Here is a 25,904-nt window from a genome sequence, read left to right as displayed (position 1 = left end):
ATTATGATGTAGAATTATTCGGCAACATATATATAACTGTAATTTGAATTAACACTCAGCACTTTCAGCGAAATTTTCATAGTCCTGTGAAATAACAATGTTTCTTCTTTCTATTAACGAGTGCCTTTTTCGTATGGAACTCCATCAGCTTTTGGTGCAACTGATTTTCCAACAAAAAGAATCAATACTACAATTGTTAGAATGTATGGTAGCATTGCAAGTATTTGTGAAGGAATAGCAAAGCTTCCACCACCTAATACAACTGTTAATGCCTGAGCAAATCCAAATAATAAACAAGCTCCGTATGCACCATGTGGAGTCCATTTACCAAAAATAACTGCTGCTAATGCAATAAAGCCTTGACCGCTAATTGCTGTTGGAGTAAATTGTGCTATTATTGCAAGTGTCATAGATGCTCCACCAAATCCTGCTAGTATTCCAGAAATCAGAACGCATACATAGCGAGTTCTAGTTACACTTATTCCAAGAGTATCTGCAGCTGCTGGATGCTCTCCTACAGCACGAATACGTAGTCCCCATTTAGTCTTATATAGAACAAACCATATAACTACTGTAATTAAAAGTGCTATGAAAACTGTAATATCTACACCAAATATCTTAGGTAATTTAGTAGCTACTGGTTTAGTCATAGTAGCTCCCTCAAATAATAATCTACATGTAAATAAAGAAAAACCTGCCCCTAATAAATTTATAGCAATACCTGATATTGTCTGATCCGCATTGAATGTTATTGAAGCAACTGCATGTAATAAAGCCATTATTCCACCTGCAATTCCTGCAGCTAAAAATCCAAGCCATGCATTTCCAGAATAATATCCTACTGCCGCACCAGTAAAGGCACCTATAGTCATCATACCTTCAATTCCGATATTTACAACTCCAGAACGCTCAGAAACAACTCCACCTAATGCTCCAAATATCAACGGTGCTGAATACATTAGTGTAATACCTATTAATAGTGCAATACTATTTAACATTCTTTTCACCTCTCTTTAAAAGTCTGTCAGCTAAAGCAGGTACAATCTTGGTTAATGCTACGAAAAATACAATAGTACCTATCATTATATTTATTATTTCCGATGGTGCACCTATAGCAGATTGTACAGATTGACCTCCATATAGTAATCCTCCATATAGCAATCCTCCAAATATACATCCAATAGGTGAACTTCCTGCAATTAATGCAACTGATAATCCGTTAAATCCGTTATTTTCAAAAGCAGCCATAGTTGATAACTTATGAGGTGCTGTGCCTGTAATAGCTAGTGCTCCAGCAAGACCTGATAATGCACCTGCAATCACCATTGATTGAATTATATTACGATTAACATTTATTCCTGCAAATTCTGCTGCATCTTTATTTAATCCAACTGCACGTAATTCGTATCCCTTTGCCGATTTATATAATAAAACCGATATAACTACAGCCATTATAATAGCAACAATAATTCCAATATTAACATCTGTTTTTAATAAGACTTCTGATAACCATTTGTTGTGTGAAAGAAATTCTATTCCTGCATCAGATGTCTTCCAATTACCAAGTATAGTAGTAAACCCAGATTCATTGATCATATAAGTGCTTGTTGAATCTGGTTGGTGAAATACATCTGTTGATACAACGAAATTAGATAAATATAATGCAATCCAATTCAGCATTATACTGGTTATAACTTCATGTATTCCGAATTTCGCCTTAAGAACTCCTACAATGCCACCAAACACTGCTCCAGCAGCTACACCAGCTAAAATTACTAAAGGAATTTCTAATACTGCTGGCAAATTTAATTTAATCCCAACTATAGTTGATGCAATTGTACCTACTATATATTGACCTTCTGCTCCAATATTGAACAAACCTGTTTTAAAGGCAAATGCAACACTTAAACCAGTTAAAATAATAGGAGTAGCCTTAATAATTGTATTGGATATATATTTAGGTTTTGAAAAAATACCATTAAAAAGTGCACTAAAAGCATCTATTGAGTTATACCCCGCAATACTAAGAACTATTGCAGAAACTATAAAGCCAAAAAATATTGCGATAAATGTTGAAGTAACTGGTTTTTTAAGAATCTTTGCCACTGTTTTCATTTCTTTTACCTCCTGCCATTAATAAACCTATTGTATTTTCATCCACTTCTCCTTGCTTAAATGTATCTACAATAGTACCTGCATAAATTACAGCTATAGTATCAGAAACATTCATAACTTCATCAAGCTCAAATGAAACCAACAGAACAGCTTTGCCTTTATCTCTTTCTCTTATTAATGTTTTATGAACATATTCAATTGCTCCTACATCAAGTCCACGGGTCGGCTGTACTGCAATTAATAAGTCTGGATCATTAGCTACTTCTCTTGCAATTATAACTTTTTGCTGATTTCCTCCTGATAAACCTCTAACAGGAATTAATTCACAATTGTCAGGTCTTATATCATATTGTTTTATCATATCTTTAGTATGAGATATAATTTCGTCTTTATTTAGGAAACCATTTTTGCAATATGGCTCGCTTTTATATTTTTCTATAACTACATTATCAGCAACACTGAAATCTAATACAAGTCCTCGCTTTTGTCTATCTTCATGTATTGTTGATACTTTATTCTTAATAACATTTTCTGTTGTAGTATTTTGTATCTCTACTCCATTTATTTTAATGGTACCGCTTTCACATTTTGTTAGGCATGTAATTGCTTCAATTAATTCCTTTTGTCCATTGCCATCAATTCCAGCAATACCAACAATTTCACCTTTATGTACTTTAAGTGATAAGTTTTTAACTGCATCTAACTTTCTTTCATCTTTTACAGTTAAATTATCTATTTCAAAGACAACTCCATCTGGTTTTGCAGGCTCTTTATCAACAACTAACTTAACTGCATGACCAACCATCATAGTGGCAAGCTCTGATCCTGTTATCTCTTTAACATTAACAGTATCGATATATTTACCTCTACGTATTATTGTACAGACATCAGAAGACTCCTTTATTTCTTTTAATTTATGTGTAATTATAATTATTGTTTTTCCATCTGCTACAAGATTATTCATAATCTTTATTAAATCTTGAATTTCCTGAGGAGTAAGTACTGCTGTCGGTTCATCTAATATTAATAAATCAGCTCCACGATATAATGCTTTTAATATTTCAATACGCTGTTGCATACCTACTGAGATATCTTCAATTTTTGCATCTGGATCTACTTCTAATCCATACTTTTCAACAATGTTTAATATTTCCGCGCGGGCTTTTTTCATGTCCAATATGCCAAATTTACTTGTAATTTCACTACCTAATACTATATTTTGTGTTACTGTAAAATTTTCGACTAACATAAAATGTTGGTGAACCATTCCTATTCCATTTTCAATGGCTATATTAGGGTTTTTAATATTTATCTTTTCACCATTAAGATATATTTCTCCTCGGTCAGCTTGATATAATCCGTAAAGTATATTCATCAGTGTACTCTTACCTGCTCCATTTTCTCCTAATAGTGCATGAATTGTACCTCTTTTAATATCGATATTGATATCATCTAAGGCACAGAATGAACCAAACATTTTTGTAATTCCACGCATTTGCACTGCATATTGTTTGCTAATTTCCATACCAAGTCCTCCCTTAATTAATAATATGCTTTGCTAACAGTGAATCACTAGCTAGCAAAGCCATCCCTATTTCATATCTGCCATATATATTACAATTCATTCTCTACATTTTAGACTTAAGCCATTGCACATAGCTTTCTAGAACCTTAAATGTAAATTTATCATTGCCACACATATATATTATTTAATTATCCTTATTTACCGAAGCTTTTAAATGTATCTTCATTATAAGGTGGAACTATTTCACCTTTCTTAATTTTGTCTTGAACTGCCATAGCTGCCTTATAAACTTCTGGATCCATGTTTTTATTTTCAGTTGGAATTCCTACTGCATTTTCTTTTAAACCATAAGTATATGTTTTTCCACCGATTTTATTTCCACTCATAGCTTCTTTTGAAAGATTTTCAACTGCAACATTTGCAAGTTTTAATGCTGATGTTAATACATTGTCAGGAGCTAAATATGCTTGGTCACGGTCAACACCTATTGCAAACTTATTTGCTTCCTTAGCTGCTTCAATTACACCTACACCAACTCCACCTGCTGCATGGAATACGATATCGCATCCAGAAGAGAACATCTTATTTGCAATTGCTTTACCCTTTGATGCATCAGAAAAACTTTCAGCATATTGAACATCTACAGTAATATCTTTACCTAATTCTTTTGCTGCATATTGTACACCTGCTTGATATCCAAATTGGAATTGATCTATAATTCCACTTTTTATACCTCCAACAAATCCAACTTTACCTGTTTTTGTTGTTTTAGCTGCTACATATCCAACTATAAATGAAGGTTCTTGTGCATTAAACATAACTCCTGTTACATTGGCTGGAGTATCATCTCCATATGAATTATCAACTATAGCATAATTGACATCTGGATTTGATTTTGCTGCCTTTAATATTGCATCCGACATTGCGAATCCAATACCCCAAACTAATTTATTGCCACTATCAACAACTTTATCTAGATTAGTAGCATAATCAGATTCTTGCTTAGATTCTAAGTAACTAACTTTTGCACCCTTATTGTTCTTTTCGAAGTTTTGTAGGCCTTCCCATGAAGATTGATTAAACGATTGGTCATTTACCCCACCTGTATCAGTTACCATAGCAACTTGATATTCTTTTGCATTGCTGCTTCCTTTGTCAGCAGTACTAGTACCGCTTCCACTTGATCCACATCCAGCAAATAACGTTACTGCTATTGCTGAAACTGCTAATAATGATAATAATCTCTTTTTCATTAACCTTCCTCCTAAAATATAAGAATTAATATTTAAACTCATGGATAATATCCACAATTTAAATTTAATAAAACAATTATTATAAATATTCTTCTAATTAATTATATTTATAATATGTTGACTTTAATATTACGAATATGTATTCAATTTGTGCCTATGTCTATAAACTTATATCTTTTTCTCTGAACCTTTAACTACAATTTGTGGTGCAATGATCCTTCTTCTTACACAATCAGCCTCAGTACTACTGATAATATCAACCAGCATATCCATAGATGCCCTGCCCAACTCAATTGGACAATCTTCCATATATGTAATATTTAATCCTACGATATCTAAAAAGTCAATTTTATCAAAGCCCACTATAGCTAAGTCTTCAGGAATATCTTTATTATCTTCTTTTAACGCTTTTATAACACCCATTGTCATCATGTTACTGCAAACAACCAATGCTGTAGGACGATCTTTTTCTTCAAGTAATTTTTTAGTTAGCTCATATGCCTTATCTAACTTAAAATCTCCATATAAAACATATTTATTGCAAAAATCAATATTATTTTCTTTTAATGCTTTTTTATAGCCCTCTAATCTATCCATTACTGGTTCCGAACTTAGTAATCCTGTCATTATTCCAATCTTAGTATGACCTTCTTTAATTAGTAAGTTTGTTGCCTCAAATCCACCTTTTATATTATCTACAAAAACCCCATTTAATTTTGTAAATTTAACATCAGCCGAAACTAATATTATAGGAATATTTAGAGTATTTATTGTTTTTATATAATTTTCATTGAACTTTTCTTCACCAAATCCTGGGGTCATTATAATTCCTTTAATTCTTTGTTCTTTAAGTAATTTAAGAGCACGCACTTCCTTCTCTAAATAGTTATCTGTATTAAACAAAATTATATTCAGATTATTTCTTTCTGCTCTCTCACTTACTCCCTTTATAATTTCTCCAAAATATGCATTAGTTATATCTGGAACGATAACTCCTATAGTATTAGTTTCGCATTTCGATAAACTTCTTGCAATTGCACTAGGTGTATAATTCATTTCTTTTATTGCGATTACTATTCTTTGCCTAGTTTCTTCTTTTACATAACCTGAATTATTAAGAACTCTTGAAACTGTTGCCGAGGATACTTTAGCCCTTTTCGCAATATCATTTATAGTAACTGACATAACACCCCACCTCGTCAAATTTTTTTTCATAATTCTTTTATATTTATTACATTATTAAAACTAAATCGTGAAATACTATTATTATAGTCTAGATTAACTTATAGCTTCAATTCTTATTTTCTAAGGCTTAAGCCAATTTATTTTCAAGTACAACTATTTATGGTATCGCTTCCACACTTATAATAATATATTAGGAATATGATGTCAATATTCACAGTTTTATTGATTTCACTATAATATTTATCAATACTACATGCCATTTATCTTCAGTTTAAGCCATTCTATGTCCCTATTAGTATAAATTATGATATATATATTTACAAATTTTTTTATTAATATAATTTTATTTCACTCTTTTCTAAATATACATTAAAGGAGTAGTCTAAAGTATTTTTATACATGAACTACTCCTTTTTTATTATTTTTCTTTTAGTTTATCAAGAAATCTCTTTGTTCTTTTCAATGCTTCCATAATATCCTCCATTGATGACGCATAACAAACTCTTATAAATCCTTCTCCGCAATCACCAAAAGCATTTCCTGGGATAACTAATACTTTTTCATTTATAAGCAATTGTTCACAGAATTCATCCGATGTTATACCTGTAGATTTAATACTTGGAAATAAATAAAATGCTCCAAGAGGTTCAAAACAATCTAACCCCATCTTCCTAAATCCATCCAATAGAACTCTTCTTCTTCTATTATATTCCTTACACATTTCTTCCACACTTTTATCACCACTTTTTAAAGCTTCAATCGCTGCATACTGAGCAGTTGTCGGTGAACACATAAGAGCATATTGATGAATTTTCTTCATTGCTTCTATTAGGATCGGATGTCCACAGATATACCCAAGCCTCCATCCTGTCATGGCATATGATTTAGAGAATCCATTTATAACTAAAGTCTTATCTCGCATTTCTGGAAACGATGCTATTGAAACATGTTTCTCTCCATAACAGAGTTCTGAATATATTTCATCTGAAATTGCAATAATATTTTTATCTTTAAGAACTTCTACTATTCCTGCAAGTTCATCTTTAGTCATTATCGCACCTGTTGGGTTATTGGGAAACGGTATTATAACTACCTTTGTCCTTGGTGTAATTGCTTTTTCCAAAGCCTCAGGAGTAAGTTTAAATTCATCTTCAGCTTTAAGATTCAAAACCTTAGCTATTGCTCCAGTAAATGCAGTGCACCCCTTATATGCAACAAAGCTTGGTTCTGGAACTATAACCTCATCTCCAGGTCCAACTAATGCCCTAAGTGCTATATCAATTCCTTCACTTCCTCCAACCGTAACTATTATTTCATCTTCTGGGTTATAGTTAAGGTTAAATCTTCTATGAAGATACTTTGATATCTCACTACGAAGCTCAATAAATCCTGCATTTGAAGAATAATGAGTATGGCCTTGCTCTAAAGAATAAATTCCAGCTTCTCTCACATTCCATGGAGTTACAAAATCTGGTTCTCCTACACCAAGCGAAATAACATCATCCATTTCATTTATTATATCAAAATATTTTCTTATCCCTGATGGAGGCATATTTTTTACGTTGTCTAAAATCATATCTTCTAATATCATATAAATATTGCCTCCCTATCTTCTAATTTCTTTTCTTTAAAAATCTTTCCGTGATCCTTATATTTTTTTAATACAAAATGAGTACCTGTACTTAATACATATTCTTGTACTGCTAGTTTTTCTGATACAAAAAGAGCAACTTCCTTCATGGTTTTTCCTTCAACAATAACCGTTAAATCAAACCCCCCAGACATTAAGTAGCACGCTTTTACTTCTAAAAATTTATATATTCTTTCTGCAACTTTATCAAAACCAACGCCTCTTTGAGGTGTTATTTTAACTTCTATTAATGCTGTCACTGTTTCACTACCTGTATTTTCCCAATTTATAAGTGTTGTATAACCTGCTATAATACTTTTCTCCTCATAGTCTCTAATCGCTTCTCTAACTTCCTCAACAGTTTTGCCTGTCATAATTGCTATTTGTTCATCACTGTATCTACTATTCTTTTCTAATATTTCAAGTATTTCCTCCATTGAAAATAACCCCCTTGTTTTTAATATATTTAAATAAAAAAAGTCTTCCATCCCACACAAGGGACGAAAGAACTACTTCGCGGTACCACCCTAATAAACAACTAAAAAATTGTTCACTCAGTTAGAGTACATAAATACTCCACCTCTATAACGTGAGGAACACGTTATAACCTAATTAAAAATTCTTATCTTCTCAGAATTTTTATTTCTCAGTTATAAAATTCAAAGGCTGCTTCTATAAATTATACTTACTAGATTCCACCAAACTCTAGCTCTCTTAAAAGTTTACCATCTATATACTATTCCTTATCACTATCTTTAAAATATTATTTTTAATTTAGTATCTATATCTAATATAGAATTTTAAATAAAAAAATCATATGAATAAATTTTTCACTGTTATCTATTTAAATCTTTCTTTATATTATACTAGCAAAAGTATAATATATTCAATATATTTTTTATATTTTTTTATTTAATCATAATATATTCTATTGAATTAATTAAAATAGACCCCAAAAAATATATTTATCTTAAACAAAAAGAAGCATAAGATTCAATCATTCTTATGCTTCTTAATTAATCAATAGAAACTTTATTACTTTCTATCTTCTATTGCTTTGTTGCTTTCTAGCTCTCCTGCAGTCAGGACATCTTACTGGTTCATTCTCAAAACCTTTTTCCTTGTAAAATTCTTGTTCTCCTACAGTGAAAACGAACTCTCTTCCGCAATCTTTGCATATTAATGTTTTATCTTCCATTCTAATGTTCCATTGCTCAAGTTAAAATAACTTTGCAATAGTTCACCTCCTCTTTTTGCTTTAAAATTTCTTTTTATCATTTAATATTATGTCTGTCTTCATAATTTTTATTCAAAAACATATTATTATACAGTTTATATTTAATTATCATGTAATCTCTCCAGATAATATTGTATAGGACTCTTTTGCATTTATCTTTTCATATAGAATAATTAAATAACATTACTTTAAGTAGATTTAATTGATCTTTAACTCAAATTTTTCATTTACAAAATCAATTACACACTCTCCACCTTCGCTTAGTTTCCCAAATAGAATTTCATCAACAAGTAATGGTTTTATATTCGAAGCTATAACCCTTGCTATTTCTCTTGCCCCAAATTCCTCTGATGTACCTATTTTAGCAATGTGATTTACACATTCTTCACTAAATTCTATTTTAACATTTTTAGAACTCAATTTATCTTTAAAGTTATTTAATTGCTTTTTAGCAACATTTGCTGCCATAACATCAGTCATTCCATTAAATACTATTATTTTGTCCAGTCTATTTCTAAATTCAGGCGTGAAAAACTTTTTAACTTCTTCCATTATAGCTTCACCTTTGACTTCCCTATCTCCAAAACCAATAAGCTTTTTACCTATATTTCTTGCTCCAGCATTAGAAGTCATTATTATTATTGAGTTTCTAAAGTCAGCTTTTCTACCTTTGTTATCAGTAAGTGTAGCATAATCCATAACCTGAAGCAGTACACTCAAAATATCCGGATGTGCCTTTTCTATTTCATCCAGTAACAATACACAATGAGGTGTCTTTCTTATTGAATCCGTTAAGAGACCGCCCTCTTCATAACCTACATATCCTGGAGGTGATCCTATAAGTTTTGCTGCCGAATGTTTTTCAGTATATTCACTCATGTCAAATCTAATCAAGTCTATTCCTAGAGTTTTAGACAAACATCTAGCAATCTCTGTTTTTCCAACTCCGGTAGGCCCAACAAAAAGCATAGATGCTACCGGCTTATCTTCATCGTTTAATCCAGATCTGGACATCTTTATGCATCTTACCACTTCCTCAATGGCTTTATCCTGTGAAAATATATTTTCCTTTAAATCTTTTTCCAAGTGTTTTAAGGAACTTATCTCGCTACTTTCTACAGTTTGCTTTGGAATATTACAAATTTTTGATATTATTTCCTCAATGGTCTTTCTGTCAACTATAATCTGCTCACTCAAGTCCTCATTATGCATACGAACATAAGCTCCAGCTTCATCTATAATATCTACAGCCTTATCTGGCAAATATCTGTCGTTAATATACTTGTCGCTTAAAGTTACTGCATCACAAATTGCTTCATCTGTATAACTTACATTATGGTATTCCTCATAATTCTTCTTTAGTCCATCTAATATTTGTATAGCTTCTTTTATAGATGGTTCTTTAACATCTATTCTTTGGAATCTTCTACTTAATGCTTTATCTTTTTCAAAAAATTTCTTATATTCATCAAAAGTAGTAGCGCCAATAAACCTAATTTTTCCTTCTGTAAGATAAGGTTTTAGCAAATTAGAAGCATCTAACGCACCGCCATTTAGTGCTCCAGCACCAACAATATTATGAATTTCATCTATATATACAATTGGCTTATCTTGTTTACTAATCAAGTCTAAAACTCTTTTTATTCTTTCTTCAAAATCTCCTCTATACTTAGTTCCTGCTATTACAGATCCAATATCTAAAGAAAACATAGAACTTCCCTTCAATTTTTCTGGCACATTGTCTTCACTTATTAACTTTGCAAGTCCCAAAGTTATAGCGGTCTTACCAACTCCAGACTCACCTACATGTATAGGATTATTCTTTATCCTTCTACAGAGGATTTGTATACTTCTCTCCAATATATCTTTTCTTCCTATTAATGGATCATTTTTTTCTTCTCTAACCTTTTTAATAAGATCTATTGTAAACTTATTTAGAAATGCATCTTCTTTTTTCTTCTCAACTTTTTCTTTACTTTCATTCTCAGTAGACTCATTTTCCTTAAAATTTTCTTGCATTTCATCATCATAGGAATTTTGGTTATCTTCCTCTATACTATGACACAAAGAATATAGTAAATCTCTTCTTGTAACGCCTTCTTGTTCTAAATAGTATCGTGCATAACTATCTTCTAAATTAAAGATTGCAGAAATTATATGGTCTACATCAATTGCATCTTTTCCACTATACCTAATTTGTTCATTTGCTGTTAAAATAACTCTTTGAAACTCTATACTCTCTTGTGGTTCCCCTTGACCAATTTTATTTATATATGTTTTCATGTAAGTTACCAAATTATATCTCAAACTCTCTAAACTCCCACCACATTCTTTAATAGCACACTCTACATTTTTATCAAAAGTTGCGGCATATAATAAATGTTCTGGCGTAATATATTCGCTGCTTTTTTCCTTTGCTTCTTGGTATGCTTTAAGTAATATCAAATTAACTTCATTCGTAATTTTCATATTCTACGCCTCCTCTACAGTAAGCTTAAACGGAAAGCCTTTTTCTTTAGCCATTGACATTGCAGTTGAAACCTTAGTAACTGCAATATCATAACTATATATTCCTGCTACTCCCTTACCCTTTTCATGCACATCTAACATTATCTTTTCAGCATCTATTAACTTTTTATTAAATACAACTACTAGAACATCAATAACAAACTCCATAGTTGTATAATCATCATTGTACATAACAACTTTATAATTCTTAGGCTTTTTCACATCAACTTTATTCTTTGGTTTGGTTACAATATTTGTTTCCATATATAATTGTCTATCCCTCCCCACATATTATCATCATATATATTATTCTAAATAGATATATTTTAACACAATATTTAAACTTATACCAATAAGTAAATTATAGATTCATCATTTATATTAACTTATATCTAGAATCTGAATTTTGTTATTCTTTACTCCGATTATACTTTTTTTATTTATAATATAGTCTCTTACCATTGCTATAATATCTTTTGATATTATTTCTCCAGGACAAACCAAAGGTATTCCTGGAGGATATGGTATTATTGCTTCTTTAGCAACTAAACCTTCACACCTTTCTATTTCACACCACTTACTTTTTAATCTAAAAACCTCATAAGGCTCAAATCTTTTAACAGGAATATCTCTAAAGTATTTTATATCCGTTTCTCCAGATACATTTTTCATATCTAGATTCAAAACAGTTTCATATATAATTTTAAAATCTTCTTCTGTATTAAATGGAGACAGGATTAATACAACTCCTCTTGAAAAACTCATTTCAGCCTGTATCTTATTATTTCTTAGATAATCTAAAAATTTATGTCCATTATATCCTTTAGGAAGAATAACTATATATCTGCTAGGATCAATTTTATATCCATCCATTCCATTCTGGTGCTTATCCATATCACTTTCCCTTAATATATAAACTTTTCCTAGTTTATTAATCTTTTTCTTCCACTTCTCAGATTTATTTATTAATTCCTCATAATCGTCTTTTCCGTATGTATCTAAATAATATCTTGCATAATCTAAAGATGCCATGATTAGATAAGATGGAGAAGTTGTAGTAAATGACTTTATGTAAAAGTCTATCATACTATTATCCTCATTTACTAAAAGATATGCTCCTTGAGTTAGGGCTGGCAAAGTTTTATGAGCACTTAAAATCACATAATCTCCTAAACTTGCAAGAGATTTTGGTAATCTTTTATTTATTCCAAAATGAGCTCCATGAGCACAGTCGAGTATAACTTTTAATCCTATTTCCTTCAAATTACATATAGTATCTTCTATATCATATGTAATACCAAAATAGTTTGGATAAGTTAGTATAATCCCTTTTGGTTCTGAGCTCTGCCCTAGTGCTTTATATATACTTTCTTTATCAGGGGGCAAAAACACTCCCAATTCATCATCAATAATAGGTTCTATATATTTAACTTTTAGCTTTCTCATAATCAGTCCATTATAAATTGACTTATGGCAGTTTCTTTCAACTAAAACTTCATCGCCTTCATCAAATGCTGAAAACATAGCTGCTAAGTTTCCTGACGAGGTTCCATTTACTAAGAAATAAGCTTTCTTAGCCTTATAAGTTTTAGCTAGTAACTCCTGAGCTTCCTTTATTATTCCTTCCGGATAATGCAAATTATCTAATGGATCAACCTCTGTTATATCTAAAAATCCCATTCTATCAACAAATTTTTTTCCAATTTCATCTCTAGCAAATCCAATCCCACCTTTGTTTCCCGGCATGGAAAGAAGTAGATTTTCTTCATCATTGTATTTAAGTAATTCCTTTAATAATGGTACTTCTTTCTTCATACTATTTTGTAACTCCTTTTGTTTTCTTTATTTTCATAAAAATTGATCTATAAAATATTTTTTGTATTTTTACTATTATACATATTAGCAGATTAATTTTCCATATTTATATTTCTAACTTTATCTTCAATCACCACTAGAGTTCTAGAGTTATTACTAAAATCGATAATATTTTAATGATAAGCATTAAATTATTATTGACTAAGTTAATATATAATGATAGTATTTACTCATAAATTAAAAAGGAATGATTATATGGAAAACAACAACAAAACAATTTCTTCAATTCGTACTCATTGTAATAAAATAAATTACATTGTAAAATTATTTTTATACATAATTTTATTCGTTACTGCATCTTCATTAATATATACTGTTATAGTCCTTGTTTTATATGGCAATTCTCTTGAAGTCAACTCTTTTAGAGATGAATTCCTTATTAAACCTTCAAATTTACATTTTTTTGCTGGAGGCAATATCTCTAAGTCATTAGTAACCCATTTTACAGATCAACCTTTTACTAATATAAAACTAGCATTTATAATTGCTGAAGCTATGGGTTTAATTAAGCTCAGTTTTGCTATTCTAATTTTTTATAATATACGTAAAATTTTAAACAATATAGAAAATAAATATACTCCTTTTTCAGTTGATAATGCTAATAAAATTAAATTAGTGGGAATTCTTATGATAGCGTATGCTATAGTTCCTAATTTAATTGCCTATCCTGCACTAAATATAATAGCTGAAGGCGTATATTTAGATCTAAATAATAGCATTCCTATTATTTTTGCAGCTTCGTTTATATTATTGCTATCTAAAATTTTTAGTTATGGATGCGAATTACAAAAAGATTCAGATGAAACCTTATAGTAAGGAGAATTAATCATATGGCTATTATTTTAAGACTAGATAGAGTCATGGCAGATAGGAAAATATCGCTAAATAATTTAGCAGAGCAAGTAGGTATATCAACTGTTAATCTTTCAAATTTAAAGACTAGCAAGGTTAAAGCAATTAGATTTTCCACTTTAAATTCAATATGTACAGTTCTTAATTGCCAACCTGGGGATATTTTAGAATTTGTGCCTGATGAATAAATTAAAAGGCTTAGTATTATAAATAAATTATACCAAGCCTTTTAATTTATTCAGTTATAATTACATTTTTTTAAAATCTTCGATAAATTCTAATACATTTTCTTCTTTAGTTGCCCATGATGTTACTAACCTAATTGCAGTATAATTAGAATCAATTATTCTTTCAATATTAAAAGAGTATTTTTCACTTAACTTTTCAATTAAATTATTAGGTAATATTGGGAACTGCTGATTTGTAAAAGATTCGGTTAAAAACTTATATCCTTTGTCTGCTATTGCGCCTTTTAGCATAAGTGCCATTTTATTCGCATGTTTTGCAATATCAAAATACAAGTCATCTTTGAATAATTCTTCAAATTGAATGCCAAGTAATCTTCCTTTAGCTAACAATCCACCTTTTTGCTTAATAAAATATCTAAAATCTTCTTTTAATTCATCATTACATATTACAAGAGCTTCTCCAAAAAGTGCTCCATTTTTCGTTCCTCCAATGTAAAATGCATCAACTAATTTTGCTATATCAGCTAAAGTCAAATCATTTTCTTCTGCTACAAGTGCAGACCCAAGTCTAGCACCATCCAAATATAATAACAGTTTATTCCTCTTACAGCAATCATGTAAATCAATTAACTCTGCTTTCGTATATAAAGTTCCAAGCTCTGTAGAATTTGATATATATACTAATTTAGGTTGGACCATATGTTCATCGCTGTGAGAATCTACAACATTTTGAATTAAATCCGGAGTAAGTTTTCCATCGTTGGCTGTCATTGTAATTACTTTATGGCCAGTTGCTTCAATTGCTCCAGTTTCATGACAATTTATATGGCTTGTGTCTGCTCCTATTGTCGCCTGATGCGGTCTTAAAAAAGCCGATATAGCTGTAAGATTAACTTGTGTGCCACCAACTAGCAAGTGTATATCTACATCTTCTCTGTCAATTTTCTTCTTCAATAAATTCACTGATCTTTCTGTGTGTTTATCAGTACCATAACCATCAGTTTGTTCAAAATTTGTTTCAACTAATGCATTTAATATTCTTGAGTGTGCTCCTTCACTATAATCATTTTTAAAACTATACATAATTCTGCCTCCTTTTATGCTCTGCCAATTATTTGAGTTGTAAAGTTCTTCAATACTTTACTACCTACTTCAAAAATCATTTCTTTTGTTAGCGACTCCACTTCTTTAATCTCATTAATATAAATTTTATAATCTCCAAACATAGAATCATATGTCGCAAGCTCTTTGGCTAGTATTATACTTTGCTCTTCCCTAAATAATGTTTTTAATTTAAAACTTTTAATTAAATGTTCTATGTGTTCACTATTAAATCTTTTTTCTAATGAATCTAATTTTGCTATACATCCCTCTATTAAAGATATAGCCTTATTTACATTTTCTTCCGCTGTACTAAATGTGATTTTATATAATTTTATATAATTCTCATTTAAAATTTTAGTAAGTACATCATATACTAAGCCATTTTGGGTTCTTAAAACATCATAAAGAATTGAATTAATCCCTTCTCCAAAATATTGATTAAAAATTCTAAGTGCCTTAATTTCTTTTTCACTTAAATCATCAATTGGAAATATCATTTCAACTTTACACGCTCTTATTCCATCTCTTATATTTTTATAAGTGCCCAGTTGAGGTTTCTCATATTCTATCAAATTTTTATTGCTAAGTTTGTTTATTTCTTCTTGAATGATATTTCTTTTCTTCCACAGCGCGAAGTAATTACATATAATTTCCTTAATCATCTCAAATTTCACTGATGAAATTATGACAATTGAAGTATTTCCCGGAAAATAATATTTATTATGAAACATCTTAATATCGTCTAAAGTTATCTTCTCTAAACCATCTTGAGTTCCTATTATAGGATACTTTATTCTCCTATTACTGAAGCAGTTAAAAAATAAATTATCCTCACAATACTGATCTATCTCTTCATCCCATTCTTTTAATTCTTCTTTTATAACATTCATTTCTTCTTTAAATCCATTTTCTCCAAATTCCGGGTTAATGATTATATCACTTAAAATTTCCACACCTTTTTGTAGATCTTCTCCGAGAAGAGTTCCATAATAAATTACATATGGATAGTTTGTCATTGCATTATTAAATCCAAAGATAGTGCTTAGCTCTTCATTTATTTCTCTCTCAGTTCTATTTATTGTTCCTTTATAAACCATATGCTCAGTTGCGTGAGCTACTCCAAACTTTTCGTTTTCAACTCCAGCTCCTGCATTTAAAGAAATACAAATTGATGATAGTTCTGAATCTGTGTGTTTATAAATTAATCTTAAATCATTTTCCAAAATGTATTCTTCCAAGTACTTACGCTCCTTATATTCTTATACATTGCAATAGTAAATTCACATTTAAAACTTTACTGATACAAGTGCTCAGTTATAGCTGAAATGTAGAAATTCGATTACAACATATATTATATTTAATTCCAATGTGTTCATAAAAAAAAATTATCGCATCAATTTAATTATATAAAAAGAGAACTCTTTTGCGAAGTGCTAGATAAAAAAATTATCTACAGACATTTACTTAACATTAGAAGTTATTTTATCTGTACCTGCTTTAATTCATTTTAGAAACAAGTACATATTATTAAAACTTTTATCAGTATGTCCCAAATAAGATTCTCTCAGTAGCAAAGGCAATAGAGTTCCCCTTCTTTTAATCTGTTATTATATAAATTAATTTTCTTCAGCTTTCAATGCAATTGCACATTCAATTCTTTTCTTTTGCATTTTACATCCAATTTCATAAGGAATATTCATGTCACCATTAAAATTAAAATTATTGGCTTGGCATCCACCACTGCAATAGAATTTCGCCCAGCATTCTTTACACTTAGGCTTATTGTATATATGTGCTTTTTTAAACTTCTTAGCTAGTTCCACATTATAAGTATCTTCGTATATACTTCCTAACTTAAATTCTTCTTTTCCAACAAATTGATGGCATGGATATACTTCACCTTGAGGAGTTATAGCTACATATTCAAATCCTGCACCACATCCAGAAATTCTCTTGTAAACACATGGCCCACCTTGAAGGTCTATATTGAAATGATAAAATTTGAACTCATCATTTCCTTCTCTTTTTCTTCTTGCCATGTCCTCATATAACTTATCATAATTTTCAAATATTGTGTTAATATCTTCTTCTCTTATTGAAAGAGGATGTCCATCTTCAAGCACAACAGGTTCTATTGATAATTCTCTAAAACCTTCATTTACCATCGCCATTACATCTTCATAGAAATCTGTATTTTCTCTTGTAAACGTTCCTCTTACATAATAAGTTTTTCCTTTAGTTCTTCTCTTAATCATTTCCTTAATATTTGGAACTATATCATCAAAAGAACCGCTTTTATCTGGCTTAATTCTAACATTATCATTGACTTCTTTTCTGCCATCTAAAGAAAGAATTATATTTCCCATTTCTTTATCCATATAATCCATCATATCTGGAGTTAATAGAGTAGCATTGGTAGTCATAGTGAATCTAACTCTCTTCCCCCATTTTTCTTCGTTATCCCTAGCATATTTAATTATTTCTTTTATTGTGTCCATAATTAAAGTTGGCTCTCCACCAAATAAATCTATTTCTATATTTTTTCTTGGCCCACTTCTCTTAATCACATAATCAATTGCTTTTTTTGCTGTGTCTGCACTCATGACTCCACCATGCCCATGATATTCACCCTCATCAGCAAAACAGTACTTACATCTTAGGTTACATCCGTGAATCACATTCAAACAAATAGCCTTTATGTAATCTCTATCATCCATAGAACTATGTGCTATTTCTTCATACTGATCTTCTGAGTAAAGAGTCCCTTCTTCTGCTAATTCTTGAATTTCATCATAAGCTTCTGAAATTTCCTCTTCTTCATATTTTCCTTTAAGATCCTCTAATATTTCCTTTTTATTTTTTAATTTAACATCATCCAATATATCATATACTAGCTCATCTACAACGTGAACTGCACCAGTATTTACATCTAAAACAAAATAATTTTCACCTTGTTTAAATTTATGTATTAAAGACAATTCTTTTTCCTCCTAAACATATAAAGTAAGCAGTAACTATATAGTTACTGCTTGAAGATTACTAGTTTTCACATTCTAAGTTTGCAACTGTGCAAGATGTCTTACAAGCTGATTGACATGAATTTGCACATTCTTTGCATCCTGGCTTACATAAACTATTTTTAATGTTTGCTTTGTTTATAGTTTTTATATGTTTCATTACAAAATCCTCCATTTTAAATATATCCTTAGATATTATATCATAATATACTAAAGTATAAAAGATTTGCTGGCCCTCTTTTTATTTATATTTCTGTTTATATCAAATTATAAATATAAAAACAATCTTTCAATAATTTCTCATCATAAATTATCGAAAGATTGTAATTATACGTTTTCTATCGTTTTTCCCAATTACATTATGTAATTTTCTATTTAAATTATTATACATTCAAACTATTATCGCAAGATTATTTTTTTATTTTATAGATATTAATAAACTCACTAATTAATATCTTTGCAACGATACTATCAATAATAATTTGAAATTGTTCTCTGGTCTCTACAATCCCACGTACACCTTCTATCTTTTTTAAAATTCCAACATCTACTTTTTTAGTGTCTTTTAATCTCAATCTTAATCTAGTAGTACAATTTTCTACAAATAAAATATTCTCTTCTGATCCAACCAAATTAAAAAGTTCCCTTGCTATCTTACTAAAATCTGTAATCATCTCTCTCTTCTCCCATTCTAAAATTAGTATTACATAATAAAAATAGCCAACACATCAATAAACTAAATATTTAAACTTGCTGGCTTTTATAACTCTATTCAGTTTTTAAGCAATATTAATTTCTCATGAGAAAATTATACATACATATAAATAATTTGTGTATTATACTAAAGTATAATTTTGATTTAATTTATAGCATTTTATATTATACCTTTTTCTTTTAACTGATTAATTGCTATTGTTTTGTTTTTTACATTTAACTTGCAATAAACAGATGCAATATGTTTTTTTACAGTAACTAAAGCTATATTTAGCTTACCTGAAATCTCAGATTGTTTATATCCTTGATGTACTAATTTCATTATCTCAATTTCCCTTGGAGTCAGCTCTATTTTTTCTATATTGCAATATTTTTTCATATATACATCATTATATTCTTTACACTTTGGAATTAAATACTTTACATAATCATTTTCTTTCTCAATGAATTCGAGTAAAGGTAATATATAAGGTGCTAGCTCAACAAAACACATCATAATGTAGTCTTTTTCTGCCAGTTCAACAGCTTTTAACAATGACTTTTTAGCAGTCCCTTTTCCATATAACTTATACTTTGCAATTGAATCAAATATGTATGCATATATTATTCCAAATACACTGTTTTTACTTGTATAAACTTCCAACATAATTTCTACCTGTATTTCTAATTCTATGTAACTATTATTAAGCATCATCGCTAAACCTGTAATAACATGATTCATTCCTATAACAGGCACAATATCTTTTGATTCATTGCTTTCTATATTTTTAATCCACTTATTTAAATTTTCTAAATTACCAGTGATTCCGTCAATATATCCTATAGCTATCTGTGAGCCATTAAGAAAGATTGGAATATTAAGATTTTCATACTCTTTAATTAGATTATAAAAATTATCTTTAACCTCATTTTTATAATCTTTATTCACACAAATCCTTGTTAAGAGAAATAGTGAACAAATTATTATGCTTGTCTGTTTTTTTGTTTTAGCTTTATGAAATGCCTTGTATGCAAATAGTTCTCCATTTTTAGAATCCCCTGTTTCATAAAAATATTCGGCCATCATAAGATAATTTGCACCTGCTGCTCCACCATTAGATATATGAATAAAATAACCTATTCCTTGTTGAAAAAATTCTACTAGCTCTTTCAAATGACCTTCTTTTCTATGAAATAAATATAAAAAATGAGGTGATCCAAAAGTTGCTGGCATTTTATTGTTTGCTATTCTTGAAACACCTCCATTAAAAAGCTCGTAGGCTTTTTTATGGTACTCTATCATTTTCCTGACATTATAAAATACTAATATGCTTTCTAAAAATGCAATTTCACCTAATATCTGATTTTTGTCTTTAAGATTTTTATCCTTTTCGTAAATAGCTTTAGCTTCATGCAATAGTTTAGCACCTGCTATCCGATTCCCGTACAGAATATGAAAAAATAAGTAGGTCAGATAGGCTATAGGTCTTTTTATCTTCTCACTTATGATGAGCTCATTAAAAACTGGCTTTATAATTTCTTTATATAAATTAGTAAGATCTATTGTATAATTTCTTTCTATTAAATCCAGTATGCGGTTATAATTCTTCGCTTTATAATAGTATTCCATTGCATATATATCATTAAAATTTTTAGCATACCAATCACCACAAATACTATTTATTCTCATTAAATCTACATTTGATAATGCTAATTCTTCTTCTAATGCATTCTTAAGGATTGAATGTAGTCTATATATTTTTCCCTTCTTGTCGTATCTTATAAAGCAATTATTGGAACATAATCTTCTAATTACCTCCTTGGATCTTTCATCTTCCGTAATATACACAGCTTGTTCAATCGTGAAATTCTCAACCAATGCGAGTTTTAATAAAATCTGCTTAGTAACTTCATCAAATTTATCATATACAGCTATTTTAATTAACTCTGTTGCTTTTGGTATATCATCAAATGTATTTTGACTGTAATATTGAATTAATGCAAGATACATAGCTGAAGTCCATCCACCAGTATATTCATATAATTCCTTTTTTTCTGATTCCGTCAGTATTATTCCATTAATCTTAAAGAACTCTATTGTTTCATCAAAGGTAAAAGCAATATCATCTTGGCACATTATCATGCATTTTTGTTTTAGTTCAAGTTCCACATACTCATTTGCTGGTTTCTTCCTACTTATTATAACTATATGCAAGTTATGTATATCTTCTAATACTATAATCTTTATTAAATGATTAATATAAACTGTTTTTTCATCATCCCAATCATCAATAATCATAATCGTTTTTTGTTTTATCTCATTCCTAATTATATCTATTATCTTATAAACATCTTTGTTATTATTAGGAACCCCACGCTTATATAAAATATCGCCTAATTTAAAATTAATATTTTTAATTAGATTACAAAATTTGTTCCATATCCATACATCATCAATCTCATCATTTGTTATATCAAGCCAAATTGTTTGCGCTTCTTTATTCTTCTCTATAAAGTTTCTGACTGCAATTGATTTTCCATATCCCATAGACGCTGATATAAAATATATGGGTACTTTAAAAATTTCTAGCAATAACTTATCAATACGCTTTCTATGTAATAGTTTAGGTCTAAAAATTTCATTTTTCATATATAAATACCCCTTCATTTAAGCAAATGTATGTAAAAACTACATTAGAATATTTTATCATACTTAAAATTCCATTTCAAATTTAGACTTTATTGTAAAAATTATACTTAGAATCTATAAATAAAGTTCCAAGTATTTAAACTTGGAACTCTATTAACAATATATTAAAGGGCAACTACCTTGTTTAAAAGCATATTATTTCGCTTTATAAACTCATCCATTTCAGCTGCATCTAATTCTTTATTTGCAATTTTAGCTAAATCTAAAATATGCTCACAAATAAACTTAACCTCTTCCTTTTTAGCTTCATTCTTAGAAACTTCTAATAGTTTCTTAATAATTCCATTCTTATTATTTATAACTAAAGTTTTTTCTTCATCAAACATACCTGGGAAGTTCATTCCTGATTTTGCATACATTTTACTCATTTGAGCCATTCTTCTTGACTCTTCTGAAACTAAAATAAGCGCTGGAGTTTCTTCATTCTTCAACCCCTCAATAGATAAATTCTTAATTTTATCTCCAAGTGTATTCTTGAATAACTCTTCTATTTCTTTATTTAACGCTTTTATAGTTTCATCATTTTCATCTGCTTTACTTCCTAATGTATCTGAAATATCGGAGTCAATTCTCTTGAATTTAATTCCTGATTCATGCATTTCTAAGAATGAAATAAAGTGATCATCTAGTGAGCAATCTAATATTACAGCGTCTAAATCATACTCTTTAAACATCTTTATATATTGAGATTGTTGCTTTTCATTATTAGCATAAAATACTTTGTTTTCATGCTTTTCTTTATTGGATTCAAGATAATCCTTTAATGTTACGAATTCGCCCTTTAAATTCTTAAAGATCACTATTTCTTTAATCTTATCATAGAATTTTGGATCTCTTAAGCAACCATATTTAATAAATATTTGAATATCAGGCCAGAACTTATTAAATTCTTCTCTGCTATTTTTAAATAAATCAACTAATTTATCAGCAACCTTTTTAACTATATGATTAGAAATCTTTGAAACTTCCTTATCATTTTGAAGGAAACTTCTAGATACATTTAAAGGTAGATCTGGACAGTCAATAGTACCTTTTAATAATAACAAGAATTCAGGTATTACTTCTTTAATATTATCTGCAACAAAGACTTGGTTATTATATAACTTAACTTGACCTTCTGTCGCTTCAAATTCATGAGTTAATTTAGGGAAATATAATATTCCTTTTAAATTAAATGGATAATCCACATTTAAATGGATCCAAAATAAAGGTTCATTGAAATCCATAAATACTTTTCTGTAGAAATCCTTATATTCTTCATCTGTACAATCCTTAGGTGCTTTTACCCATAAAGGATTTGTATCATTTAAAGGTTTTGGTTCTTCTGGTTCGATTAATTCTTGATATTCAGTTCCATCCTCTTTTTTCTTTGTTTCATATTTAGGTTCTTCTTTTGGTTTGTTTTCATCTTCTAAATATATTTCTGTAGGTAAGAATGAACAATATTTCTTTATTATTTCTCTAACCTTATATTCTTCTAAAAACTCTGCACTTTCATCATCAATATATAAGGTTATTGTTGTACCTCTTGTTTTTCTTTCATCAGAATATCCAATTTCATATTCAGTGCCACCAGAACATTCCCATTTTACGGCTTCTGCCTCTTCTCTAAATGACAAAGTATTAATCTCTACCTTAGTAGCTACCATGAAAGTTGAATAAAATCCTAATCCAAAATGCCCTATTATATCCTTACCTTCATCCATCTTATCTTTATACTTTTCCATGAAATCAGTTGCCCCTGAGAAAGCAACTTGATTAATATATTTTTTAACTTCCTCTTCGGTCATACCTATACCGTTATCTATAAATTTAAGGGTTTTCTTTTCCTTATTTACAGATACAGTAACCTTATACTGTTCTTCTCCATTTATTGTAGCTTCTCCAAGAGAAACTAATCTTTGAAATTTGCTAATAGCATCGCAGGCATTGCTTATAACTTCTCTGATGAATATATCTTTATCAGAGTATAACCATTTTTTAATAATAGGAAATATGTTTTCTGTGTCGATTGAAATATTACCATTTTCTTTTATCATGTTATTACCTCCTCTTATTTTCTAGAAAATATTTTAAAACAAAGAATATTTATTGTCAAATTCTTCTTATAACTTCAATTTAAATTTATATATTTATTAAATGAAGAAAGAATATATGTTGTAAATAGAATTTCTCATATGATAGTTATAAACTATCATTTTCATATAGCTCAACATATATTCTAAATTATATACTAAAATTAAAATCTGATTATATTTTAAATTTTAACACAATCTCATTAAGCTTTTGTGACAGTTCTGATTGATTTTGTGATGATTTTGCAATATCACTAACAGCTAATGTTATTTCATTAATACTATTTAATACTTCTTCTGAACCTGCACCTGACTCTTCTGCTGTTGCAGATACAGTTTGCATAGCTTGATTTATTTGCTCTATAACTTCATTTATCTGATTAGATGAAGATGCAAATTCTTCAGTCATATCATTAACAAATTCAGCATCTTTTTCATATTGAATACCAGTATTCATGAGTAATTCGTAACTTGGCTTTACATTTCGAACTATATAGTTAAGTATATCTTCCCCACTTTGAGATAAATTCTCGAATGCAGCTTGTACCTGTATAACCATCCCTTGTATACTCGAAACTGCCTCTGATGATTGTTCAGCAAGTTTTCTTACTTCATCTGCAACTACAGCAAACCCTTTTCCGTTTTCACCAGCCCTTGCTGCTTCAATAGCCGCATTAAGTGCAAGTAAATTTGTTTGTGATGCTATATCTCCTATAGCATTAGCCATCAATTTTACCTCATTCACTACTTTCCCATCTTCAATGGCCTTTATAATATTCGTTCTCTTTTCCTCATAGATAATATTCCCTTGTTCTATATTCTCTGAAGCTTTTCTTTTTATTTCAAGAGAACGATTCTTTATTTTGCCTACTGAAATGGCTGCATCACTTGCTCTATTAGCAAGTTCATTTGTTGTCTCTCCAATTTCTTCTGCTGATGCACCTACTTCTTCAGTTATAGCACTCAGATCTTGAGCTCCTTTAGATATTTGTTCAATTGATTCATTTATATTATTCATCTTAGAGGAAACCTTATGTGTTGTAGCTGATAGCTCCTCTCCTGATGAACTTATATCATTAGATCCAGCTATTATTACCCCTATTAATTCTCTTATGTTTTCATTTGCTTTATTTAAAGCTAATCCCATGCTGCCAACTTCATCCTTGGAGTTTATTTCTATTTTTTGAGTTAAATCTCCATTTTCTAAGTGTTGTGCATATACTAATACCTTCTTTAAATTATTTGATATAATTGTAGCAATGATAGCGCCTAATAGAACTGCAGTAGTAAAACCTAAAATTATTATTATTAACATTAAATAAAAGGATTTATTATTTACATTATTATTAGAAGCGCTTTTATCTGCTGCCTTTTGTTCGGTAATTTTAACTAATTTATCAATATTATTAGTTAATTTCTCTCTTATACTTGCACTTTCTTTGCTAAAACTCATAGCTTCATCATAATTTCCACCACTTGCCAGGCTTATTATTTTATCTGATGAATTTCTATAATCTGTTAAATCGCTTTTTATTTCTTTATATATTTTATTTTCATTTTCATTCATGCCTGATTGTTCATATATTCTAAGTATTTCATTGTTTTCATTTCTATAACCATCTATGTCACTTATTGTTTGGCTAACTTTACTAGGATCCTCACTGCTTAATAAATTCAGTACGTCTAATCGAGAATGTAATGTATTTGAGTTAAAATCTTGTAGATTTTTAAGCGTTTTGAAATCTTTCTCATATAGCGAATTAGAATTAGTATTTATTTTATTTACACTAAGTATACCTATAATTCCAACTACGGCAATAAATATAGATATTATAAAAAAGCTAAGCTGTAATTTATATTTTATTTTCAAATTATTGAACCATCTCATATATACCCTCTCCTTTGTTGATATTTATAATCAACTAATAATCCTTATT

At 29.4% G+C, this 25,904-nt stretch carries 21 protein-coding genes and 1 other annotated feature; of the genes, 2 read left to right on the top strand and 19 right to left on the bottom strand.

What is annotated here, in order from left to right; translation table 11 throughout:
• Positions 1 to 113: 113 nt before the first annotated feature.
• The 11 genes from T483_RS0120165 to T483_RS0120115 all read right to left on the bottom strand — a co-directional run bounded on the left by T483_RS0120165 (position 114) and on the right by T483_RS0120115 (position 13,268).
• Positions 114 to 998, bottom strand: a complete 885-nt coding sequence (locus tag T483_RS0120165) for an ABC transporter permease (protein WP_026888448.1) — start codon at positions 996 to 998, stop codon at positions 114 to 116.
• Entirely contained in the window at positions 988 to 2,115 is a 1,128-nt protein-coding gene (locus T483_RS0120160; RefSeq protein WP_026888447.1) for an ABC transporter permease, read from the bottom strand. The genes T483_RS0120165 and T483_RS0120160 overlap by 11 nt, the downstream gene beginning before the upstream one ends.
• Entirely contained in the window at positions 2,090 to 3,640 is a 1,551-nt protein-coding gene (locus T483_RS0120155; protein WP_026888446.1) for an ABC transporter ATP-binding protein, read from the bottom strand. The genes T483_RS0120160 and T483_RS0120155 overlap by 26 nt, the downstream gene beginning before the upstream one ends.
• A 194-nt stretch (positions 3,641 to 3,834) precedes the next feature.
• The gene (locus T483_RS0120150) at positions 3,835 to 4,893 is read right to left on the bottom strand and encodes a BMP family lipoprotein (RefSeq protein ID WP_026888445.1); all 1,059 of its coding nucleotides are present in this window, start codon (positions 4,891 to 4,893) and stop codon (positions 3,835 to 3,837) included.
• Between the two features lie 168 nt (positions 4,894 to 5,061).
• Positions 5,062 to 6,078 carry a LacI family DNA-binding transcriptional regulator gene (locus T483_RS0120145; protein ID WP_026888444.1) on the bottom strand — a complete coding sequence of 339 codons (1,017 nt, stop codon included), beginning with the start codon at positions 6,076 to 6,078 and terminating at the stop codon, positions 5,062 to 5,064.
• A 418-nt stretch (positions 6,079 to 6,496) separates the two neighbouring features.
• Positions 6,497 to 7,669 carry an aminotransferase class I/II-fold pyridoxal phosphate-dependent enzyme gene (locus tag T483_RS0120140; RefSeq protein ID WP_026888443.1) on the bottom strand — a complete coding sequence of 391 codons (1,173 nt, stop codon included), beginning with the start codon at positions 7,667 to 7,669 and terminating at the stop codon, positions 6,497 to 6,499.
• Complete coding sequence (locus T483_RS0120135) at positions 7,666 to 8,145, bottom strand: Lrp/AsnC family transcriptional regulator (RefSeq protein ID WP_026888442.1); 480 nt, start codon at positions 8,143 to 8,145, stop codon at positions 7,666 to 7,668. The genes T483_RS0120140 and T483_RS0120135 overlap by 4 nt, the downstream gene beginning before the upstream one ends.
• 56 nt (positions 8,146 to 8,201) lie before the next feature.
• Positions 8,202 to 8,467 (bottom strand) — a binding site (T-box leader).
• 283 nt (positions 8,468 to 8,750) lie between these two features.
• A complete protein-coding gene (locus tag T483_RS0120130) occupies positions 8,751 to 8,906 on the bottom strand; it encodes a zinc-ribbon domain-containing protein (RefSeq protein ID WP_026888441.1) in 156 nt (51 codons plus the stop codon).
• Positions 8,907 to 9,143: 237 nt separating this feature from the next.
• Positions 9,144 to 11,414, bottom strand: coding sequence for an ATP-dependent Clp protease ATP-binding subunit ClpA (gene clpA, locus T483_RS0120125; protein WP_026888440.1), 2,271 nt, complete (start codon positions 11,412 to 11,414; stop codon positions 9,144 to 9,146).
• Positions 11,415 to 11,417: 3 nt separating this feature from the next.
• Positions 11,418 to 11,717, bottom strand: a complete 300-nt coding sequence (locus tag T483_RS0120120; RefSeq protein WP_026888439.1) for an ATP-dependent Clp protease adaptor ClpS — start codon at positions 11,715 to 11,717, stop codon at positions 11,418 to 11,420.
• A gap of 117 nt (positions 11,718 to 11,834) precedes the next feature.
• Positions 11,835 to 13,268, bottom strand: a complete 1,434-nt coding sequence (locus T483_RS0120115; RefSeq protein ID WP_026888438.1) for an aminotransferase class I/II-fold pyridoxal phosphate-dependent enzyme — start codon at positions 13,266 to 13,268, stop codon at positions 11,835 to 11,837.
• A gap of 255 nt (positions 13,269 to 13,523) precedes the next feature.
• On the opposite strand from T483_RS0120115, the gene T483_RS0120110 reads away from it, so the two are divergent.
• The gene (locus T483_RS0120110; protein ID WP_026888437.1) at positions 13,524 to 14,141 is read left to right on the top strand and encodes a DUF2975 domain-containing protein; all 618 of its coding nucleotides are present in this window, start codon (positions 13,524 to 13,526) and stop codon (positions 14,139 to 14,141) included.
• 17 nt (positions 14,142 to 14,158) lie between these two features.
• Positions 14,159 to 14,368 (top strand): helix-turn-helix domain-containing protein, encoded by a 210-nt coding sequence (locus T483_RS0120105; protein WP_026888436.1) that lies wholly within the window; start codon positions 14,159 to 14,161, stop codon positions 14,366 to 14,368.
• Positions 14,369 to 14,428: 60 nt separating this feature from the next.
• On the opposite strand, the gene T483_RS0120100 is transcribed toward T483_RS0120105, so the two are convergent.
• The 8 genes from T483_RS0120100 to T483_RS0120065 form a co-directional block, all read right to left on the bottom strand.
• Positions 14,429 to 15,451 (bottom strand): threonine aldolase family protein, encoded by a 1,023-nt coding sequence (locus T483_RS0120100; RefSeq protein ID WP_026888435.1) that lies wholly within the window; start codon positions 15,449 to 15,451, stop codon positions 14,429 to 14,431.
• A 14-nt stretch (positions 15,452 to 15,465) separates the two neighbouring features.
• Complete coding sequence (locus tag T483_RS0120095; protein WP_026888434.1) at positions 15,466 to 16,710, bottom strand: M16 family metallopeptidase; 1,245 nt, start codon at positions 16,708 to 16,710, stop codon at positions 15,466 to 15,468.
• Between the two features lie 378 nt (positions 16,711 to 17,088).
• Positions 17,089 to 18,450, bottom strand: coding sequence for a thioether cross-link-forming SCIFF peptide maturase (gene scfB / locus T483_RS0120090; protein ID WP_026888433.1), 1,362 nt, complete (start codon positions 18,448 to 18,450; stop codon positions 17,089 to 17,091).
• Positions 18,451 to 18,511: 61 nt separating this feature from the next.
• On the bottom strand, positions 18,512 to 18,649 hold the full coding sequence (scfA, locus tag T483_RS29560) for a six-cysteine ranthipeptide SCIFF (protein ID WP_035790399.1): 138 nt from the start codon (positions 18,647 to 18,649) through the stop codon (positions 18,512 to 18,514).
• A 250-nt stretch (positions 18,650 to 18,899) separates the two neighbouring features.
• Positions 18,900 to 19,163: a PTS transporter subunit EIIB gene (locus T483_RS0120080; protein WP_026888432.1), complete on the bottom strand. Its 264-nt coding sequence runs from the start codon at positions 19,161 to 19,163 to the stop codon at positions 18,900 to 18,902.
• A 200-nt stretch (positions 19,164 to 19,363) separates the two neighbouring features.
• The gene (locus T483_RS0120075; RefSeq protein ID WP_026888431.1) at positions 19,364 to 21,832 is read right to left on the bottom strand and encodes a helix-turn-helix transcriptional regulator; all 2,469 of its coding nucleotides are present in this window, start codon (positions 21,830 to 21,832) and stop codon (positions 19,364 to 19,366) included.
• A gap of 164 nt (positions 21,833 to 21,996) precedes the next feature.
• Complete coding sequence (htpG, locus tag T483_RS0120070; protein ID WP_026888430.1) at positions 21,997 to 23,931, bottom strand: molecular chaperone HtpG; 1,935 nt, start codon at positions 23,929 to 23,931, stop codon at positions 21,997 to 21,999.
• Positions 23,932 to 24,142: 211 nt separating this feature from the next.
• Entirely contained in the window at positions 24,143 to 25,855 is a 1,713-nt protein-coding gene (locus T483_RS0120065; protein WP_026888429.1) for a methyl-accepting chemotaxis protein, read from the bottom strand.
• Positions 25,856 to 25,904: the final 49 nt, after the last annotated feature.

The sequence above is a fragment of the Clostridium beijerinckii HUN142 genome (genome assembly GCF_000621745.1).
Classification (GTDB): Bacteria; Bacillota; Clostridia; order Clostridiales; family Clostridiaceae; genus Clostridium; species Clostridium beijerinckii_A.
The sequence above is the reverse complement of the archived record's forward strand: the minus strand, read 5'-3'. Positions and strand labels throughout refer to the sequence as shown.

What these genes read in the sequence shown, in the direction of transcription:
- T483_RS0120140 (WP_026888443.1), bottom strand. Translation starts at nt 7,669, where the DNA reads ATGATATTAGAAGATATGATTTTAGACAACGTAAAAAATATGCCTCCA.
- T483_RS0120105 (WP_026888436.1), top strand. Translation starts at nt 14,159, where the DNA reads ATGGCTATTATTTTAAGACTAGATAGAGTCATGGCAGATAGGAAAATA.
- T483_RS0120120 (WP_026888439.1), bottom strand. Translation starts at nt 11,717, where the DNA reads ATGGAAACAAATATTGTAACCAAACCAAAGAATAAAGTTGATGTGAAA.
- T483_RS0120100 (WP_026888435.1), bottom strand. Translation starts at nt 15,451, where the DNA reads ATGTATAGTTTTAAAAATGATTATAGTGAAGGAGCACACTCAAGAATA.
- T483_RS0120150 (WP_026888445.1), bottom strand. Translation starts at nt 4,893, where the DNA reads ATGAAAAAGAGATTATTATCATTATTAGCAGTTTCAGCAATAGCAGTA.
- T483_RS0120080 (WP_026888432.1), bottom strand. Translation starts at nt 19,163, where the DNA reads ATGATTACAGATTTTAGTAAGATAGCAAGGGAACTTTTTAATTTGGTT.
- T483_RS0120130 (WP_026888441.1), bottom strand. Translation starts at nt 8,906, where the DNA reads ATGGAAGATAAAACATTAATATGCAAAGATTGCGGAAGAGAGTTCGTT.
- T483_RS0120075 (WP_026888431.1), bottom strand. Translation starts at nt 21,832, where the DNA reads ATGAAAAATGAAATTTTTAGACCTAAACTATTACATAGAAAGCGTATT.
- T483_RS0120115 (WP_026888438.1), bottom strand. Translation starts at nt 13,268, where the DNA reads ATGAAGAAAGAAGTACCATTATTAAAGGAATTACTTAAATACAATGAT.
- T483_RS0120145 (WP_026888444.1), bottom strand. Translation starts at nt 6,078, where the DNA reads ATGTCAGTTACTATAAATGATATTGCGAAAAGGGCTAAAGTATCCTCG.
- htpG (WP_026888430.1), bottom strand. Translation starts at nt 23,931, where the DNA reads ATGATAAAAGAAAATGGTAATATTTCAATCGACACAGAAAACATATTT.
- T483_RS0120135 (WP_026888442.1), bottom strand. Translation starts at nt 8,145, where the DNA reads ATGGAGGAAATACTTGAAATATTAGAAAAGAATAGTAGATACAGTGAT.
- T483_RS0120110 (WP_026888437.1), top strand. Translation starts at nt 13,524, where the DNA reads ATGGAAAACAACAACAAAACAATTTCTTCAATTCGTACTCATTGTAAT.
- T483_RS0120165 (WP_026888448.1), bottom strand. Translation starts at nt 998, where the DNA reads ATGTTAAATAGTATTGCACTATTAATAGGTATTACACTAATGTATTCA.
- scfA (WP_035790399.1), bottom strand. Translation starts at nt 18,649, where the DNA reads ATGAAACATATAAAAACTATAAACAAAGCAAACATTAAAAATAGTTTA.
- T483_RS0120160 (WP_026888447.1), bottom strand. Translation starts at nt 2,115, where the DNA reads ATGAAAACAGTGGCAAAGATTCTTAAAAAACCAGTTACTTCAACATTT.
- T483_RS0120065 (WP_026888429.1), bottom strand. Translation starts at nt 25,855, where the DNA reads ATGAGATGGTTCAATAATTTGAAAATAAAATATAAATTACAGCTTAGC.
- T483_RS0120155 (WP_026888446.1), bottom strand. Translation starts at nt 3,640, where the DNA reads ATGGAAATTAGCAAACAATATGCAGTGCAAATGCGTGGAATTACAAAA.
- clpA (WP_026888440.1), bottom strand. Translation starts at nt 11,414, where the DNA reads ATGAAAATTACGAATGAAGTTAATTTGATATTACTTAAAGCATACCAA.